Source organism: Mycobacterium sp. pUA109, from assembly GCF_041287095.1.
Lineage (GTDB): Bacteria > Actinomycetota > Actinomycetes > Mycobacteriales > Mycobacteriaceae > Mycobacterium.
The window spans coordinates 1-16,833 of sequence record NZ_JBGGKS010000016.1; the positions used below are offsets into that span (position 1 = coordinate 1).

The window sequence follows — 16,833 nt, forward strand, 5'->3', positions numbered from 1 at the left end:
GGCGCTGCCGCGCTCGCTGCGCGACGGGCCTTGCGGCCCGCCCTTGACCCCGAAGCCTCTGCGGCCCCTAACGCGCAAACAGCACGGGCAGGGCCAAGGCGCCCTGCCCGCAACACCGCGCGGCGCTCACCAGACACCACCGCCCCAAGATTTGCCAGAACCTCCCCACGTTGCACTAACCACTTGACAATGCGTCGGACTTTTCCTGCACCGTTGCACTTTCGCGGTGGGCACCGAGCCACACCCCTACTACAGTGTGTAGTTCCTAGTGGCTTACCATCGGGCGGTGCCTGTCGGACGGTTCCTGCTGCGGCTGGTGGACGTGCTACCCCTGCCCAGCCTGCGGGCCCAACGCCTGATTGCGGCGGCCGTCATCGTGACCCAGGGCGGTATCGCGTTCACCGGCGCGATCGTCCGGGTCACCGCTTCGGGGCTGGGTTGTCCGACCTGGCCGCAGTGCTTTCCGGGCAGTTACACCCCGGTGCGGGTCGCCGAAGTGCCGCACCTGCACCAGGCCGTCGAGTTCGGCAACCGGATGGTCACCTTCGCGGTGTTGATCGCCGCCGCGGCCGCCGTGCTGGCCGTCACCCGGGCCCGGCGACGCCGCGAGGTGCTGGTGTATGCCTGGCTGATGCCGGCCTCGACGGTGGTGCAGGCCGTGCTGGGCGGCATCACCGTGCGCACCGGGTTGCTGTGGTGGACGGTGGCGCTGCACCTGCTGGTGTCGATGGCGATGGTGTGGCTGGCGGTGCTGCTCTACGTCAAGGTCGGTGAACCCGATGATGGGGTGGTGCGTCGGCTGGCCCCGGCGCCGCTGCGGGCGCTGACGGCGCTCAGCGCGGTGACCCTGGCCGCGACATTGGTGACCGGCACTCTGGTCACCGCCGCCGGTCCACACGCCGGCGATAAGAGCGCCGACCGCCCGGTGCCCCGGCTGAAGGTCGAGATCACCACGCTGGCCCACCTGCATTCGTCGCTGCTGGTGGGTTTTCTGGCGCTGCTGGTGGGGCTGGGTTTCGGGCTGCTGGCCGTGCAGGCGAGTCGGCCGGTGCTGCGGCGGCTGGGGGTGCTGATCGCGTTGGTGTGCGGCCAGGGCCTGGTCGGCACCGTGCAGTTCTTCACCGGGGTGCCCGCCGCGCTGGTGGCCACCCACGTCGCCGGGGCGGCGTTGTGCACCGCGGCCACCGCCGCGCTATGGGCGTCGATGCGAGAACGGGTCCAGCCCGAGCCGGTCTAACGCCGCTTCGACGGCCAGCGCGAACTCGCGCTGCTGCAGCTCCCGGGTGCCCGGGTCCAGAGATCCCCAGCCCAGCGTCGGCGCCACCAGATCCAGGCTGGTCAACCGCACCTCGCCGGCGTCCCCGACCACATCGGCGCGGGCATAGAGCAGCTCGGCGGGGCGGATGCCGAACCGGGCGGCCACCGCGCGCAGCGCGCCATGGCCCACCTCCCACAGTTCGAAATCCGGTTCGTCGACGGCGATTTTGGCGGTCGAGCTAAACGCGTGCGACGGGGCACCGCCGAGGAATACCAGCGCGGTCGCCTGCGGGTGGGCCGCGCCGCGCCGGGCCGCCAGGGTGGGGACCCCGGCCCAATCGAGGTCCCGCAGATAGTGTTCGTCGGCGTTCCAGGCGATGACGTCGCGGTTATTCAGCAGGTTGGGAACCCGCTGCGTCCAGGCCAGGAACGCGGCCAGCCGGTCCCGGTAATCCGCGGTGGCCCGCACGATGACCAGGTCGGCGTCGCGCGCCTCGGGGTCGTCCCAGGAGCGCCACTGCGCGTGCAGGCCGCGCTTGCGCAGCGCGGCGACCAGTCCGGCGTCGTCGGGGTCGCCCTCGGGCAGCCGGGGGGACCCGGCAAGCACGATCCGAGGGTGAAACGCGTCCGGCCGGGCCAGCTTCATACCCGGCGATGATATTGATCCGCCGCTGCGCCGTCACGCCCGGCGACGGCCAGCCCTCTAAATTGGTCAGCATGCACGCGATCCAAGTCACCGAACACGGCGGTCCGGATGTCCTGAGCTATGTGACAGTGCCGCAGCCCACCCCCGCGGCCGGTGAGGTACTGATCAAGGCCGACGTGATCGGCATCAACTTCATCGACACCTACTTTCGGTCCGGGCTATACGCCCGGGAGTTGCCGTTTGTGGTCGGCACCGAAGTGTGCGGCACGGTGGCCGCGGTCGGCGACAAGGTGGCCGCGCTCAATGTGGGTGACCGGGTCGTCACCGCCAGCGCCGACGGCGCGTACGCGGAATTCTGCACCGCACCCGCCGATTTCGTCGCGTTTGTGCCCGACGGGGTGGATTCCGCGGCGGCCGCCGCGGTGCTGCTCAAGGGGATGACCACCCACTACCTGGTCAAGTCGGTGTATCCGGTGCAGCCGCGGGACACGTTGCTGGTGCATGCCGGGGCCGGAGGTGTCGGCCTGCTGCTGACCCAGTGGGCGACGTCGCTGGGTGCGCGGGTGATCACCACGGCATCCACCCCGGCGAAGGCGGAGCTTTCCCGGCAGGCCGGCGCCGTCGCCGTCCTCGACTACCCCGGCGACGACCCGGCCGAGTTCGGCGCTCGGGTCCGCGACCTCAGCGACGGGGTGGGGGTGGCCGCGGTGTACGACGGGGTGGGCGCCACCACGTTCGACGCCAGCCTGGCCAGCCTGGCCGTGCGCGGCACCCTGGCGCTGTTCGGCGCGGCCAGCGGGCCGGTGCCTCCGGTCGACCCGCAGCGCCTGAACGCGGCCGGGTCGGTGTATCTGACCCGGCCGTCGCTGGCGCATTTCATCCAGAGCGCCGACGAGTTCAACTGGCGGGCAGGCGAAGTGCTCGACGCGGTGGCCGAATCCGCGATCAGCGTCACGGTGGGCCAGCGGTACCCGCTGGCCGACGCCGTGCAGGCGCACCGCGACCTGCAAGCCCGCAAAACCGTCGGCTCGATCGTGCTGGAGCCCTGAGGCGCAGTCTCGGCGCCGTGAGCGCAGACTGGCCGGCCCTAATCGGCCCGGGTCAGCCCCATTTGGCGGCTTCGGCGTTATCGCGAGCCAGCATGGCCAACGTATTGGACTCATGCGTACCGGCCATCGCCGCATACGCACGCACCAACTCCTCCATCGCCTGGTTCCACTGCGCCTGCCACGCCTGATACGTCATCCCCGTATCGCCCTGCCACGCCGACGACAACGCCGCCTGCTCACTGGCAATATCGGCCCCCACCGCCTGCAACGTGCCCGCATACCCCGACATATCCCCAGCATGCGACAACATCGCCGGGTAGTTATACATAATCTGCGACATCACAAAACCTTTCAGAATCCCGTGTACGTACTGGCCGCCGCAGCATCGGCAGCCACATACGTGCCACCCGCATCACCCAGATTCGCCTGCGCCACATCCAACAACGCATTCACCTTCGCCGCCACCGCCACAAACCGCGCATGCGCCCCCTGAAACGCCGCCGACGACTCCCCCACATGAAACGCCTGCGCCGCCAACGCCGACTGCTCAGCCTGACCCATCGTCGACCGCATCAACGCCGCCTTCGCCCCAAACGCCGACTCCGACGCCACCAACTGCGGAATATGCGCATCCAACAAACTCATCACAACACCTCACTTTCTCGACAACCACTCAACATCTCTTAGCTGCCCTCCCAGGTGTCGGGCAGCATCGGCGCCCGCGGACCCGCCCCGAACGCGTCCCCGTCCAACGTCGCCAACCCGGCCGCCGCCGCCGAAGTCTTGCGCGTCGTGCCGGCAAAGCCCAGCGGTCCGGCACCCCGGTCCGACGCGGCCGTCGACGCTTCCGGTGGTGCGCCCCAGTCCGGGTCGACGTCGACGCCCATATCCATGAACTCCTCACCGTGGTCGCGCCGTTGCGTGCGCCGGCGCCGTCGCGCGCGGGCCTCCTCGCGGGCCTCGGCCGCGGCGGCCGCCGCGGCAGCCTCCGACGTCGGCGTCTTCTTTTTGGCGCCGGCGGCGGCGCTGGCGCTGCTGCTCATCCCCGAGCCGAAGCCGATCCCGGGCGGGCCGAGCGCGTAAGGAGGGAAAAAGCCTGCCCCGCCGGGCGGCGGCGGCGCCGACGGCGCCGCCGGCGCGGAGCTGGCCACCGTGCTGGCCGTCGGCGTGGGCGCCGGTGCCCCCGCGCCCGCGCCGGCCGGCGCCGGTGTGGTCGGGGCGATGGTCGCGGCCGGCAACGCCGGCGAAACCGGTTCGGGCACCGGGACGGGCGCGACCGGGAGCCCCGGCTGGATCGCGGCCAGCCCGGCCAGACCCGCGAAACCCCCGACCGCCCCCAGCGGCGCGACCGCCGTGACCAGGGCGGCCGCAAACAACTGCGGCGACGAACCGAGCCAGCTCGCGATCTCGGCGATGTGGGTCGGCCAGTCAAACAGGGCGAGCTGAACCAGGTACTGGAAGGCCGCCGCCGGATTGGTCAGCAGGTCCTTCCCGAACTGCTGAAAGTCCTCGAACAGCTCCAGGGCCCGTACCACCCAGAACAGCGGCTGGCCGGGGTTGGTGTACGAGTCATACGGCAGCCCGTTGACGGTGCCGTTCGCCGGGTTCCAGTTCACCCCGAAATTCTTCAGGATCTGGGCGATCAGCTGATCCAACGGATTGTCGACGGTGGGGTCGGTGCCGGAGTCGGCGCTGGAGTCAGTTTGTGCGTTGGTCTTCAGGATCGGTGGTGCGGTGCTGGTCGACGGGGTGGCGGCCACCGCGGTATCACTGACCGCCTCATAGCTGCTCATCGTGGTCGCGGCCTGCACCCACATCCGCGCATAGTCGGCCTCGTTCACCGCGATCGGAATGGTGTTGATCCCAAAGAAATTCGTTCCCACCAACACCCCGTGGGTCACATGGTTGGCGGCCAACTCCCCCAACGTCGGCATCGCCGCCAGCGCCCCGCTGTAGGCACCGGCCACCGTCTGGTGCTGAGCGGCGGCCGCCGCACTATCGGCACTGGCCTGACTCAACCACGCCAGATACGGCCCATGGGCAGCCACATACGCCTCGGCACTGGGCCCTTGCCACGCCCCGGCCTGTACCCCACCGAGCACCGCACTGAGCTCATCGGCCACCGCCGCGTACTCGGCACTCAACGACGACCACGCCCCGGCCGCCGCCAACAACGCCCCCGGCCCCGGACCACTGCTCAACAACGCCGAATGCACCTCCGGCGGCGACCCCATCCACACCGGCACGCTCACGACCACCCACCCGCACACATCACAACCGACACCCCCACCCGCTTGCGGGTTCCACGGACATTGACACCGGCACCAGCGACCCAGCTGAACATGATTTTCATTACCAACAGAGATTCAATACCAGGACGGGCGGCATTTCAAGTTTCAAGCGGCGTGGCCGGGCTGGCACGATCACGCCATGCCGGTTCCCCAGTTCATCGCCGACCTGCGTGCCCGGATCGGGCACGACCCGCTGTGGCTGATCGGCATCACCGCCGTGGTGCTCCGCGATGGGCAGGTGCTGCTCGTCCAGCGCGCCGATAACGGCTGCTGGACCCCGGTGACCGGCATCGTGGACCCGGGCGAGGAGCCCGCCGACGCCGCGATCCGGGAGGTCGGCGAGGAGACGGGCGTCACCGCGGCGCCGCGGCGGCTGGCGTGGGTACACGCCACCGCGCCGGTCGTCCACGTCAACGGCGATCAGGCCCAGTACCTCGACCACGTGTTTTTGATGAGCTGGGTGGCCGGGGAGCCGCATCCGGCCGACGACGAGAGCATCGCCGCACGCTGGTTTGCGCTCGATGCGTTACCGGAGATGTCGGCGCGGATGCGGGACCGGATCGCGGCCGCCCGCGAGAATGGCCCGGCCACCCGGTTTGAGTGCGCGGGCGGTTAGGCCGCGGTCAGAACAGGGTCGGCAGGGCCAGCGCCGAGTCGATGGCCAGCGCGCAGAACACCACGGCCAGGTAGTTATTGGACTGCAGGAACAGCCGCAGCGGCTTGACCGGCTCGCCGTTGCGCACCCCCGCGTACAGCTGGTGGGCCATCGTCAAAAACCAGGCGCCGGCCAGGCCCGCCACCGCGGCATACAGCCACCCGGCGGCCGGGATCAGCGCCAACGTGGCCAGCACGGTGAGCCAGGTGTAGATCAGGATCCGCTGGGTGACGTGCCGTTCGGTGGCCACCGCCGGCAGCATCGGCACCCCAGCCGCCTTGTAGTCCTCCTTGTAGCGCATGGCCAGCGCCCAGGTGTGCGGCGGCGTCCAGAAGAAGATGATGGCGAACATCACCACGGCCGGCCAGCCGATGGTGCCGGTCACCGCCGACCAGCCGATCATCACCGGCATGCAGCCAGCCGCCCCGCCCCACACCACATTTTGCGAGGTGTGGCGTTTGAGCAGCATCGTGTAGACGAACACGTAGAAGGCGATCGTGGCCACCGCCAGCACGCCCGACAACAAGTTGGTGGTCGCCAGCAGCCAGAAGAAGGAGCCCACCCCCAGCACCAGCCCGAACACCAGGGCGTTGCGGGTCGGCACCGCCGCCCGCGCCAGCGGCCGCCGCGCGGTCCGCTTCATCACCTTGTCGATGTCGGCGTCGACCACGCAGTTCAACGTGTTGGCGGAGGCGGCGGCCAGCACCCCGCCGATCAGCGTGTTAAGGATCAGCAGTGGGTTGACCGTGCCCCGCTCAGCGAGCAGCATCGCCGGGATCGTCGTCACCAGCAGCAGCTCGATGATCCGCGGTTTGGTCAGGGCCAAGTACGCCAGCAGTGCACTGGGTATTTTCGGCGCGACGCGCTCGCGAATGCTCACGCAGTAACTCCTCAGGTCGCACCAGCGCGCAGCTTCTACTACAGACGATGGTAGACCGCGTGGCCCCCGCGGCCACACCGCAGGGTCCCTTCGGCGTGATTCCCGCTGTTTGCGCCGCCGGATGGCCGGGAACCCGGCGCGAAAATCCCAGTCTGCGGCGGCGCGCGCTCCCGCACTAGGGTGTAGAAGAACCGGCTCGTCGACCCGAGGACTGACGTTAGTGACCACACTCGAAGAAATTTCCGCGCTGACCCGCCCGCAGCACCCCGACGACTGGGCCGAGATCGATTCGGTCGCCGTCGACACCGTCCGCGTGTTGGCCGCCGATGCGGTCCAAAAGGTCGGCAACGGTCATCCGGGAACGGCGATGAGCCTGGCGCCGCTGGCCTACACGCTGTTCCAACGGGTGATGCGGCACGACCCCAGCGACACCACCTGGCTGGGCCGCGACCGGTTCGTGCTGTCGGCCGGGCATTCCAGCTTGACCCTGTACCTGCAGCTCTACCTGGGCGGCTTCGGCCTGGAACTGTCCGATATCGAGTCGCTGCGCACCTGGGGGTCCAAGACCCCCGGACATCCCGAGTTCCGGCACACCCGCGGGGTGGAGATCACCACCGGCCCGCTCGGTCAGGGGTTGGCGTCCTCGGTGGGGATGGCGATGGCCGCGCGCTACGAGCGTGGCCTGTTCGACCCGGATGCCGAACCCGGCACCAGCCCGTTTGACCACTTCATCTACGTGATCGCCTCCGACGGGGACATCGAGGAAGGCGTGACCAGCGAGGCGTCGTCGCTGGCCGCGGTGCAGCACCTGGGCAACCTCATCGTGTTCTACGACCACAACCAGATTTCGATCGAAGACGACACCAACATCGCGCTGTGCGAAGACACCGCGGCCCGCTACCGCGCCTACGGCTGGCACGTGCAAGAGGTGGACGGCGGCGAGAACGTGGTCGGCATCGAAGAGGCCATCGCCAACGCCAAGGCCGTCACCGACCGCCCGTCGTTCATCGCGCTGCGCACCATCATCGGCTACCCGGCGCCGAACCTGATGAACACCGGCAAGGCGCATGGGGCGGCGCTGGGTGACGACGAGGTGGCCGCCATCAAGAAGGTGCTCGGGTTCGATCCGGAGAAGACCTTCGAGGTCCGCGAGGACGTCATCACCCACACCCGCGGGCTGGTCGGCCGCGGCAAGGCGGCCCATGAGCGCTGGCAGCAGGACTTTGAGGCATGGGCCGAGCGCGAGCCGGACCGCAAGGCGCTGTTGGACCGGTTGCTGGCCCACCAGATGCCCGACGGGTGGGACGCCGACCTGCCGCACTGGGAGCCCGGCTCCAAGGCGCTGGCCACCCGCGCGGCGTCCGGCAAGGTGCTGTCCGTGCTGGGACCCAAGCTGCCCGAGCTGTGGGGCGGCTCCGCCGACCTGGCGGGCAGCAACAACACCACCATGGACGGTGCGGATTCGTTTGGGCCGCCGTCGATTTCGACGAAGGACTACACCGCCCACTGGTACGGCCGCACCCTGCATTTCGGGGTTCGTGAGCACGCGATGGGCGCCATCTTGTCCGGGATCGTGCTGCACGGCCCGACCCGCGCCTACGGCGGCACGTTCCTGCAGTTCTCCGACTACATGCGCCCGGCGGTGCGGCTGGCGTCGCTGATGAACATCGACACCATCTACGTGTGGACCCACGACTCGATCGGCCTGGGCGAAGACGGGCCCACCCATCAGCCGATCGAACATCTGGCCGCGCTGCGCGCGATTCCGAACCTGTCGGTGGTGCGCCCCGCCGACGCCAACGAAACCGCCTACGCCTGGCACACCGTGTTGGCCCGGGGCGCCAGCAGCGGACCGGTCGGGTTGGTCCTGACCCGCCAAGGCGTTCCGGTGCTCGAGGGCACCGACGCGGCCGGTGTCGCCCGCGGCGGGTATGTGCTCGGCGGCGCCGGCGACCAACAGCCCGACGTGGTGCTGATCGCCACCGGCTCCGAGGTTCAGCTGGCCGTCGAGGCGCAGAAGCTACTGGCCGACAAGGACATCGTCGCCCGGGTGGTGTCGATGCCGTGCGTCGAGTGGTTCGAGGCTCAACCGGTCGACTACCGCGACGCCGTGCTGCCCCCGGCGGTGTCGGCGCGGGTGGCCGTCGAGGCCGGGGTCGCGCAGTGCTGGCACAAGCTGGTCGGTGACACCGGGCAGATCGTGTCGATCGAGCACTACGGGGAATCCGCCGACTACAAAACGCTGTTCCGCGAGTACGGATTCACGGCGGAGGCCGTCGTCGCCGCCGCCGAACGCGCACTGGACAACTAGGGAAAAGGGGTATCGGAACGATGACCACGTCACAAAACGCCAACCTCGCTGCGCTCAGTGCCGCGGGCGTCTCGGTGTGGCTGGACGACCTGTCCCGCGACCGGCTGGAGTCGGGCAACCTCGCCGAACTCATCGCCACCCGCAGCGTGGTCGGGGTGACCACCAACCCGACCATCTTCCAGAAGGCGCTGGAGCAGGGTCACGCCTACGACACCCAGGTGTCCGAGCTGGCCGAGCGGGGCGCCGATGTGGAGGCCACCGTCCGCACCGTCACCACCGACGATGTGCGCAATGCCTGCGATGTGCTGACCCCGCAGTGGGAGGCCTCCGACGGCGTGGACGGTCGGGTGTCGATCGAGGTCGACCCGCGGCTGGCGCATGACACCGACAAGACCATCGCCCAGGCCGTGGAGCTGTGGAAGATCGTCGACCGGCCGAACCTGTTCATCAAGATTCCGGCGACCAAAGCCGGTCTGCCCGCCATCACCGCCGTGCTGGCGGAAGGGATTTCGGTCAACGTGACGCTGATCTTCTCGGTGCAGCGCCACCGCGAGGTGATGGACGCCTACCTGGCCGGGTTGGAGGCCGCCCACAAGGCCGGACATGACCTGTCCAAGATCCATTCGGTGGCGTCGTTCTTCGTGTCCCGTGTGGACACCGAAATCGACAAGCGGCTGGAAAAGATCGGCTCGGCCGACGCGTTGGCGCTGCGCGGTCAGGCCGGGGTGGCCAACGCGCGGCTGGCGTACGCCGCCTACCAGGAGATCTTCGAAGGCGGCGGGCGGTACTCGGCGCTGTGGCCGGAGGGGGCGCGGGTGCAGCGTCCGCTGTGGGCGTCCACCGGCGTCAAAAACCCCGATTACGCCGACACGCTGTATGTCACCGAGCTGGTGGCACCGCACACGGTGAACACCATGCCGGAGCAGACCATTGAAGCGGTGGCCGACCACGGGGTGGTCACCGGCGACACCGTCACCGGAACCGCCGACGCCGCCCAGGGCGTGTTCGACAAACTGGCGGCGGTCGGGATCGACTTGCCGGACGTGTTCGTCGTGCTCGAGGACGAGGGTGTGCAGAAATTCGAGGCGTCCTGGACCGAGCTGCTCAAGGCAACCCAGGCTCAGCTCGACGCCGCCACCAAGTGACGCAGAGCACTGACCCGTGGCGAAACCCGCTGCGGGACAAACGTGATAAGCGGCTGCCGCGGATCGCGGGGCCGTGCGGGGTGGTGATCTTCGGGGTTACCGGCGACCTGGCCCGCAAGAAGTTGATGCCGGCCATCTACGACCTGGCTAACCGGGGCTTGCTGCCGCCCACCTTTGCGCTGGTCGGCTTCGCCCGGCGGGACTGGGACGACCAAGATTTCGGCCAGGTCGTGCACGACGCCGTGCGGGCGCACGCCCGCACCCCGTTTCGGGAGGCGGTGTGGGAGCGGTTGGCCGAGGGTTTCCGGTTTGTGCAGGGCACCTTCGACGACGACGCGGCGTTCGCTCGGCTGGCCGAGACGTTGGAGAAGCTCGACGTCGAACGCGGCACCGGCGGCAATCACGCGTTCTATCTGTCGATTCCGCCGAACGCGTTCCCGATGGTGTGCGAAAAGCTGTACTCCTCCGGGCTGGCCCGGCCTCGGGACGACCGCTGGAGCCGGGTGGTGATCGAAAAGCCGTTCGGCCACGATTTGACCAGCGCCCGAGAACTCAACAACGTGGTCAACAGTGTCTTCCCGGAGGAGTCGGTGTTCCGGATCGACCACTATTTGGGCAAGGAGACGGTCCAAAACATCCTGGCGCTGCGGTTCGCCAATCAGCTGTTCGACCCGATCTGGAACGCGCATTACGTCGACCATGTGCAGATCACCATGGCCGAAGACATCGGATTGGGCGGCCGCGCCGGCTATTACGACGGGATCGGTGCGGCCCGCGACGTGATCCAGAACCACCTGCTGCAGCTGCTGGCGCTGACCGCGATGGAAGAGCCGGTGAGCTTCCGCCCCTCGGAGCTGCAGGCGGAAAAGATCAAAGTGCTCTCGGCGACCCGGCTGGCGCAGCCGCTGGATCAGACCACGTCGCGCGGTCAGTACACCGGCGGCTGGCAGGGCGGCGAGCAGGTGGTGGGCCTGTTGGAAGAGGAGGGGTTCGCCACGGACTCCACCACCGAGACCTTCGCCGCCATCACGTTGGAGGTCGACACCCGACGCTGGGCCGGGGTGCCGTTTTACCTGCGCACCGGGAAACGGTTGGGCCGGCGGGTCACCGAGATTGCGCTGATGTTCAAACGCGCCCCGCATCTGCCGTTCGACGCCACCATGACCGACGAGCTCGGCCAAAACGCCCTGGTGATCCGGGTGCAGCCCGATGAGGGGATCACGCTGCGGTTCGGCTCCAAGGTGCCCGGCCACCTGATGGAAGTCCGCGACGTCAACATGGATTTCTCCTACGGCTCGGCGTTCTCCGAGGATTCGCCGGAGGCCTACGAACGCTTGATCCTGGACGTGCTGCTGGGCGAACCGTCCCTGTTCCCCGTCAACGCAGAGGTGGAATTGTCCTGGGAGATCCTCGATCCCGTCCTCGACAACTGGGCCTCGCACGGTAAGCCCGACCCGTACCAGGCGGGCACCTGGGGTCCGGCGTCGGCGTTTGAGATGCTGCGCCAGGACGGCCGGGAATGGCGGCGCCCGTGATCCGCGCCGGCGACGATGCAGTGGGGGCACCCCCAGCCGCGCAGCGGCGAGGGGGACGCAGCGATGAGGAGGAGCGGCGCCGATGATCATCGACCTGCCCAACACCAGCACCACCGCGATCAACAAGAAGCTCGACGAGTTACGCGAGCGGGTCGGCGCGGTGACGATGGGCCGGGTGCTGACCCTGATCATCGCGCCGGCAACCGAGGCGTACCTGGACGAATCGATCGCGGCGGCCAACGCCGCCAGCCAGGAGCATCCCAGCCGGGTGATCGTGGTGATGACCGGCGACCCGAACGCCGCCGAAGCCCGCCTGGACGCCCAGTTGCGGATGTTCGGCGACGCCGGCGCCGGTGAGGTGGTGGTGCTGCGGTTGTCCGGTGCGCTGGCCGGTCATGCCGACAGCGTGGTGGTGCCGTTCCTGCTGCCCGATATCCCGGTGGTGGCCTGGTGGCCCGACCTCGCTCCGCCGGTGCCCGCCCAAGACCCGTTGGGGCAGTTGGCGATCCGGCGTATCACCGATGCCACCAACGGCGCCGACCCGCTGTCGGCGATCACCGGTCGTCGGCCCGGATACACCCCCGGCGACACCGATCTGGCGTGGAGCCGGATCACCTACTGGCGGGCGCTGCTGACCTCGGCGCTGGACCAGCCGCCCTACGAGCCGGTCACCTCGGCGCTGGTGTCCGGGCTGAAAACCGAACCGGCGCTGGACGTCCTGGCGGGTTGGCTGGCCGGCCGGATCGACGGACCGGTGCGACGCGCGGTCGGCGAACTCAAAGTGGAGTTGGTGCGCAACACCGAAACGGTGACGCTGAGCCGCCCCCAGGAGGGGGTGACCGCCACGTTGAGCCGCACCGCCCGCCCGGATGCGTTGGTTCCGTTGCCGCGCCGCGATGTCAGCGAATGCCTGGCCGAGGATTTGCGACGGCTAGATCCCGACGAGATCTATTTCACCGCGCTGCAGGGCATTGACCGGGTGGAGTACGTATGAGCCGCCCCGGCAACGATGCCGAACGACGTGAGGAGGAGCGGCACCGATGAGCCCAGCTGTGGAAACCTACGCCGATACGGCGGCGCTGGTCGCAGGGGCCGGTGACCGCCTAGTCGGCGCCATCGAAGCGGCGATCGCGGCGCGGGGGCGGGCGCTGATCGTGCTGACCGGCGGCGGCACCGGCATCGGGTTGCTGCGTCGCGTCGGTGAGCAGGCGCAACGCATCGACTGGACCAAAGTCCAGGTGTTTTTCGGCGATGACCGGTTTGTGCCGGCCGACGATGATGAGCGCAACGCCAAGCAGGCCCGCGAGGCCTTGTTGGATCATGTCGGAATCCCCGCGGGCAACGTGCATGCGATGGCGGCCAGCGATGGCGAATTCGGGGACGACCTCGACGCCGCGGCGTTGGGCTACGAACGTGTCCTGGCGGCGCACGCCGAACCGGGGCAAGCCGCACCGAATTTCGACGTGCACCTGCTGGGGATGGGACCCGAAGGCCACATCAACTCGCTGTTCCCGCAGACCCCCGCGGTACGGGAGACTGCCCGGTTGGCGCTGCCGGTCTATGACTCCCCCAAGCCGCCGCCCCGCCGGATCACGTTGACGTTGCCGGCGATCCAGCGGTCCCGCGAGGTGTGGCTGGTGGTCTCCGGTGCGGCCAAGGCCGACGCGGTGGCGGCCGCGGTCGGCGGCGCCGACCCGGTGGCGGTGCCGGCCGCCGGGGCCGTCGGGCGCGAGCACACGGTCTGGCTGCTCGACGCGGAGGCCGCGGCCCAGCTGCCGACCGGCTAACCGGCGCGTCGTTCGGTTCCCGACGGGTCATAATGGGCGACATGGCAGACAAATCCGGCGGCACCGGCCCAGAGCGGCGTCGGCTCAAGACGTTGGCGCAGGCCGCGTTGAACGCCGACGTGACGGTCGGGCAACTCGAGGATGTGCTGTCCGGTCTGGGCGACACCATGGGCGAGCTGAACAGTTCGCTGGTGGGCCTAAACCGCACGGTGGAGCGTCTCGGGGACGGGCTGGACCACCTCGAAGAAACCATGGCCAGCCTGGACGATCTCGCGAAGCGGCTGGCCACGCTCATCGAGCCGGTGGAGGCGATCGTCGACCGCATCGACTACATCGTGAGTCTGGGGGAAACGGTGATGTCGCCGGTGTCGGCGACCGAGCATGCGGTGCGCGGCGTGATGAACGTGATGAATGCGCTGCGGAACCGCGCCGTCCGCGCCGACTAGCCGCTGTTGCGCAGCGCGCTGGCCAGCCCGTTCATCGTGAGCAGGATCCCGCGCTGCACCAGTTCGTCGTCGTCGCCGCCGCGGTAGCGGCGCAGCAGCTCGACCTGCAGATGGTTCAGCGGCTCCAGGTACGGGAACCGGTTGAACACCGAGCGGGCCAGCGACGGGTTGTCGGCGAGCAGGTTGTCCTGGCCGGTGATCAACTTGTGCGCGGCGATGGTCCGGCCGTGCTCGGCGACGATCTTGTCGAACACCCGGCGGCGCAGCGCCGCGTCAGGCACCAGTTCGGCGTAGCGGGCCGCCAGACCGAGATCGGATTTGGCCAGCACCTGCGCCATATTCGACAGCACCGACGTGAAGAACGGCCACCGCCGATACAGGTCCTGCAACACGTCTAGCCGGCCGGCGTCCGCGTCGAGCCACTCGTGCACCGCGGTCCCGGTGCCGTACCAGCCCGGCAGCATCACCCGGCATTGGCTCCAGGACAGCACCCAGGGAATGGCGCGCAGGTCGGCGATCGAGTTGGTGGCTTTGCGGGAGGTGGGGCGGCTGCCGATGTTCAGCGCCCCGATCTCGCTGACCGGGGTGGACGCCAGGAAGTAGTCGACGAACCCCGGGGTCTCGTGCACCAGGTCGGCGTAGGCGCGCTGGGCGCGCGCGGCCAGGTCGTCGAGCACGGCATAGGCCGGCTCGGCGTCGGGCCCCAGGCCCTCCACGTCGAGCAGGGTGGACTCCAAGGTGGCGGCCAGCAGGGCCTCCAGATTGCGGTGCGCCATCGCCGGCTCGGCGTACTTGGCGGCGATCACCTCGCCCTGCTCGGTCAGCCGCAGCGAGCCGTTCACCGCGCCCGGCGGCTGCGCCAGGATGGCCTGATAGCTGGGTCCGCCGCCGCGCCCCACGGTGCCGCCCCGGCCGTGGAATAGCCGCAATCGGATTCCGGTGTTGCGGGCCGTCTCGACCAGGTCGAGTTCGGCCCGATACAGCGCCCAGTTCGCCGCCAGGTAGCCGCCGTCCTTGTTGGAGTCGGAGTAGCCCAGCATCACCTCCTGGCCGCCGCCGCGGGCGTCAACCAGCGCCCGGTACAGCGGAAGGTCAAGCAGCGCTTGCAGGATCGACGCGCCCCGGTGCAGGTCGTCGATGGTCTCGAACAACGGCACAATGCCCACCGGGCAGAACGGTTGCGGTCCCGAGGCGTCCAGCAGACCGACTTCTTTGAGCAGCAGCGCCGCCTCTAGCAGATCCGACACCGACCGGCACATCGAGATGATGTAGGTGGGCACCGCGTGCGGGCCGAAGACGTCGACCGCGCGGGCCGCGGCGGCGAGCACGTCCAGTTCGCGGCGGGCCACCTCGGATAGGTCGGCGCCGTCGCGGATCAGCGGGCGGCGGGTGCCGAGTTCGGCTACCAGTAGCGCCACCCGGTCGTCCTCGGGCAGCGAGCCGTAGTCCGGGTGCACCCCGGCCCAGGCCAGCAGTTCGGCGATCACCTCTTCGTGGACGTCGGAGTTTTGCCGCAGGTCCAGCCCGCACAGATGGAACCCGAACACGTGCACGGCCTCCCGCAGCCGGGCCAGCCGGTCGTCGGCCAGCAGCGCGCTGCCGTGCCCGCGCAGCGACGCGTCCACGATGTCGAGGTCGGCACGCAGCTCCGACGCCGCGGCGTATCGGGGCAAGCCCAGGTCCAGGCGCTGTGGCGGCGGGCGGTCCAGGACGGTGTCGGCCGTGGCGGTCAGCCGGGCGCGCATCGCGCGCACCGCGCGGCGGTACGGCTCGTCGGCGCGCTCCGGCTCGCCGCCGCTGTCGGCGAGCGCCGTCAACTGGGGGGTGGGCCTCACCAGCCGCGCCGACATCGACAGCTCCTGCTCCAAGGCGGTCAGCTCGGCCAGGTAGTGCGCCAGCGCGGTGTGCGCGGCGCTGCCGGTGGCCAGCCGCACCACCTCGCCGGTCACGTTCGGGTTGCCGTCGCGGTCCCCGCCGATCCACGACCCGGGGCGCAGCATCGGCTCGGTCAACAGGTCGGCGTCGGGCCAGCGGGCCCGCAGCGCCTGCCGCACCTCGGCGTTGACCCGCGGGATCACCTCGAAAAACGCGGCCGGGTAGTAGCGCAACCCGACGCCGATCTCGTCGGCGATCTGCAGCCGGGCCAACCGGACCAGCGCGGTCTGCCACAGGGTGAGGACCTGGCGGCGCAGTTGGGGTTCGATGGCGCGGCCGTCATCGGTTTCGGTGCGCCCCTCGGCGTGCAGCCGCATCAGTTCGGTGATGCGGTGCTGGGTGGCGAACACGGTGCGGCGACGGGTTTCGGTCGGGTGCGCAGTGATGACCGGGGACACCAGCGCACCGCGCAGCGCGTCGCCGACGGTGCCCGAGTCTAATTGTGCGGCATCGAGTTTCAGGTAGGTGGCGGCCAGACTGCTGTCCTGGGGTGGCTCGCCGGCGGCGACGTGCACGGCGCGGCGCCGTTCCCGGTGGATGTCTTCGGCCACGTTGGCCAGCAACGCGAAATGGCTGAATGCCCGGATGACCGGGATCGCCTGGCCGATCGGCAGGCCGGCGAACAGCTGCGCCATCTCGGCCCGGTCGATCTCCGAACGACGCACCCGAAACGACTCCACCCGGGCCCGCTCGACCAGGTCAAACACCGCATCGCCGTGCTGTTCGCGGATGGTGTCACCCAGGATCGCGCCGAGCAGCCGGATGTCGTCGCGCATCGGCTCGGTGGCCTCGCGGCCGAGGCGGGTGCGGTGCACCGCACCGATGGGCTCCAGGGCGGGGTCGCTGACGTCGGCCATCGTTTCAGGGTAGGCGCGGCCGGTGACGGGTTTCGGGCG

The 16,833-nt window shown here is 69.4% G+C and carries 15 protein-coding genes and 1 pseudogene; 10 read left to right on the forward strand and 6 right to left on the reverse strand.

Annotated features, from left to right (window positions below):
- Positions 1–313 precede the first annotated feature (313 nt).
- A complete protein-coding gene (locus ACAG26_RS18260) occupies positions 314–1,237 on the forward strand; it encodes a heme A synthase (RefSeq protein ID WP_370484617.1) in 924 nt (307 codons plus the stop codon).
- Here the strand turns inward: ACAG26_RS18260 and ACAG26_RS18265 are convergent.
- Positions 1,193–1,903, reverse strand: coding sequence for a hypothetical protein (locus tag ACAG26_RS18265; RefSeq protein WP_370484491.1), 711 nt, complete (start codon positions 1,901–1,903; stop codon positions 1,193–1,195). The genes ACAG26_RS18260 and ACAG26_RS18265 overlap by 45 nt on opposite strands.
- Before the next feature lie 71 nt (positions 1,904–1,974).
- Between ACAG26_RS18265 and ACAG26_RS18270 the strand changes: the two genes are divergently transcribed.
- Complete coding sequence (locus tag ACAG26_RS18270) at positions 1,975–2,952, forward strand: quinone oxidoreductase (RefSeq protein ID WP_370484492.1); 978 nt, start codon at positions 1,975–1,977, stop codon at positions 2,950–2,952.
- A 52-nt stretch (positions 2,953–3,004) separates the two neighbouring features.
- Here ACAG26_RS18270 and ACAG26_RS18275 read toward each other — a convergent pair whose 3' ends face one another.
- From ACAG26_RS18275 to ACAG26_RS18285, 3 genes are read right to left on the reverse strand one after another with little or no spacing between them, the layout of a single operon-like run.
- Positions 3,005–3,292 carry a WXG100 family type VII secretion target gene (locus ACAG26_RS18275; RefSeq protein WP_071030450.1) on the reverse strand — a complete coding sequence of 96 codons (288 nt, stop codon included), beginning with the start codon at positions 3,290–3,292 and terminating at the stop codon, positions 3,005–3,007.
- A gap of 11 nt (positions 3,293–3,303) precedes the next feature.
- Positions 3,304–3,597 (reverse strand): type VII secretion system protein EsxG, encoded by a 294-nt coding sequence (esxG, locus tag ACAG26_RS18280; protein ID WP_370484493.1) that lies wholly within the window; start codon positions 3,595–3,597, stop codon positions 3,304–3,306.
- A 38-nt stretch (positions 3,598–3,635) separates the two neighbouring features.
- Positions 3,636–5,204, reverse strand: a complete 1,569-nt coding sequence (locus ACAG26_RS18285) for a PPE family protein (protein WP_370484494.1) — start codon at positions 5,202–5,204, stop codon at positions 3,636–3,638.
- Positions 5,205–5,382: 178 nt separating this feature from the next.
- Here ACAG26_RS18285 and ACAG26_RS18290 point away from each other — a divergent pair, with 178 nt between their 5' ends.
- Complete coding sequence (locus tag ACAG26_RS18290) at positions 5,383–5,859, forward strand: NUDIX domain-containing protein (RefSeq protein WP_370484495.1); 477 nt, start codon at positions 5,383–5,385, stop codon at positions 5,857–5,859.
- A gap of 7 nt (positions 5,860–5,866) precedes the next feature.
- Here ACAG26_RS18290 and ACAG26_RS18295 read toward each other — a convergent pair whose 3' ends face one another.
- The gene (locus tag ACAG26_RS18295; RefSeq protein ID WP_370484496.1) at positions 5,867–6,778 is read right to left on the reverse strand and encodes a heme o synthase; all 912 of its coding nucleotides are present in this window, start codon (positions 6,776–6,778) and stop codon (positions 5,867–5,869) included.
- Between the two features lie 220 nt (positions 6,779–6,998).
- Between ACAG26_RS18295 and tkt the strand changes: the two genes are divergently transcribed.
- The 7 genes and pseudogenes from tkt to ACAG26_RS18330 all read left to right on the forward strand — a co-directional run bounded on the left by tkt (position 6,999) and on the right by ACAG26_RS18330 (position 14,002).
- A complete protein-coding gene (tkt, locus tag ACAG26_RS18300; protein ID WP_370484497.1) occupies positions 6,999–9,089 on the forward strand; it encodes a transketolase in 2,091 nt (696 codons plus the stop codon).
- Between the two features lie 20 nt (positions 9,090–9,109).
- Positions 9,110–10,234, forward strand: coding sequence for a transaldolase (gene tal / locus ACAG26_RS18305; RefSeq protein ID WP_370484498.1), 1,125 nt, complete (start codon positions 9,110–9,112; stop codon positions 10,232–10,234).
- The gene (gene zwf / locus ACAG26_RS18310; RefSeq protein WP_370484499.1) at positions 10,231–11,769 is read left to right on the forward strand and encodes a glucose-6-phosphate dehydrogenase; all 1,539 of its coding nucleotides are present in this window, start codon (positions 10,231–10,233) and stop codon (positions 11,767–11,769) included. Before tal ends, zwf begins: the two co-directional genes overlap by 4 nt.
- Before the next feature lie 2 nt (positions 11,770–11,771).
- Positions 11,772–11,855: pseudogene (locus tag ACAG26_RS18315) on the forward strand (hypothetical protein); the annotation flags it as partial.
- Positions 11,852–12,763 carry a glucose-6-phosphate dehydrogenase assembly protein OpcA gene (gene opcA / locus ACAG26_RS18320; protein WP_370484500.1) on the forward strand — a complete coding sequence of 304 codons (912 nt, stop codon included), beginning with the start codon at positions 11,852–11,854 and terminating at the stop codon, positions 12,761–12,763. The pseudogene ACAG26_RS18315 and the gene opcA, both read left to right, overlap by 4 nt.
- 46 nt (positions 12,764–12,809) lie before the next feature.
- Complete coding sequence (gene pgl, locus ACAG26_RS18325; protein WP_370484501.1) at positions 12,810–13,556, forward strand: 6-phosphogluconolactonase; 747 nt, start codon at positions 12,810–12,812, stop codon at positions 13,554–13,556.
- Between the two features lie 32 nt (positions 13,557–13,588).
- Entirely contained in the window at positions 13,589–14,002 is a 414-nt protein-coding gene (locus ACAG26_RS18330; protein ID WP_370484502.1) for an ATPase, read from the forward strand.
- Here ACAG26_RS18330 and ppc read toward each other — a convergent pair.
- The gene (gene ppc, locus ACAG26_RS18335) at positions 13,999–16,794 is read right to left on the reverse strand and encodes a phosphoenolpyruvate carboxylase (RefSeq protein ID WP_370484503.1); all 2,796 of its coding nucleotides are present in this window, start codon (positions 16,792–16,794) and stop codon (positions 13,999–14,001) included. The genes ACAG26_RS18330 and ppc overlap by 4 nt on opposite strands.
- Positions 16,795–16,833 lie beyond the last annotated feature (39 nt).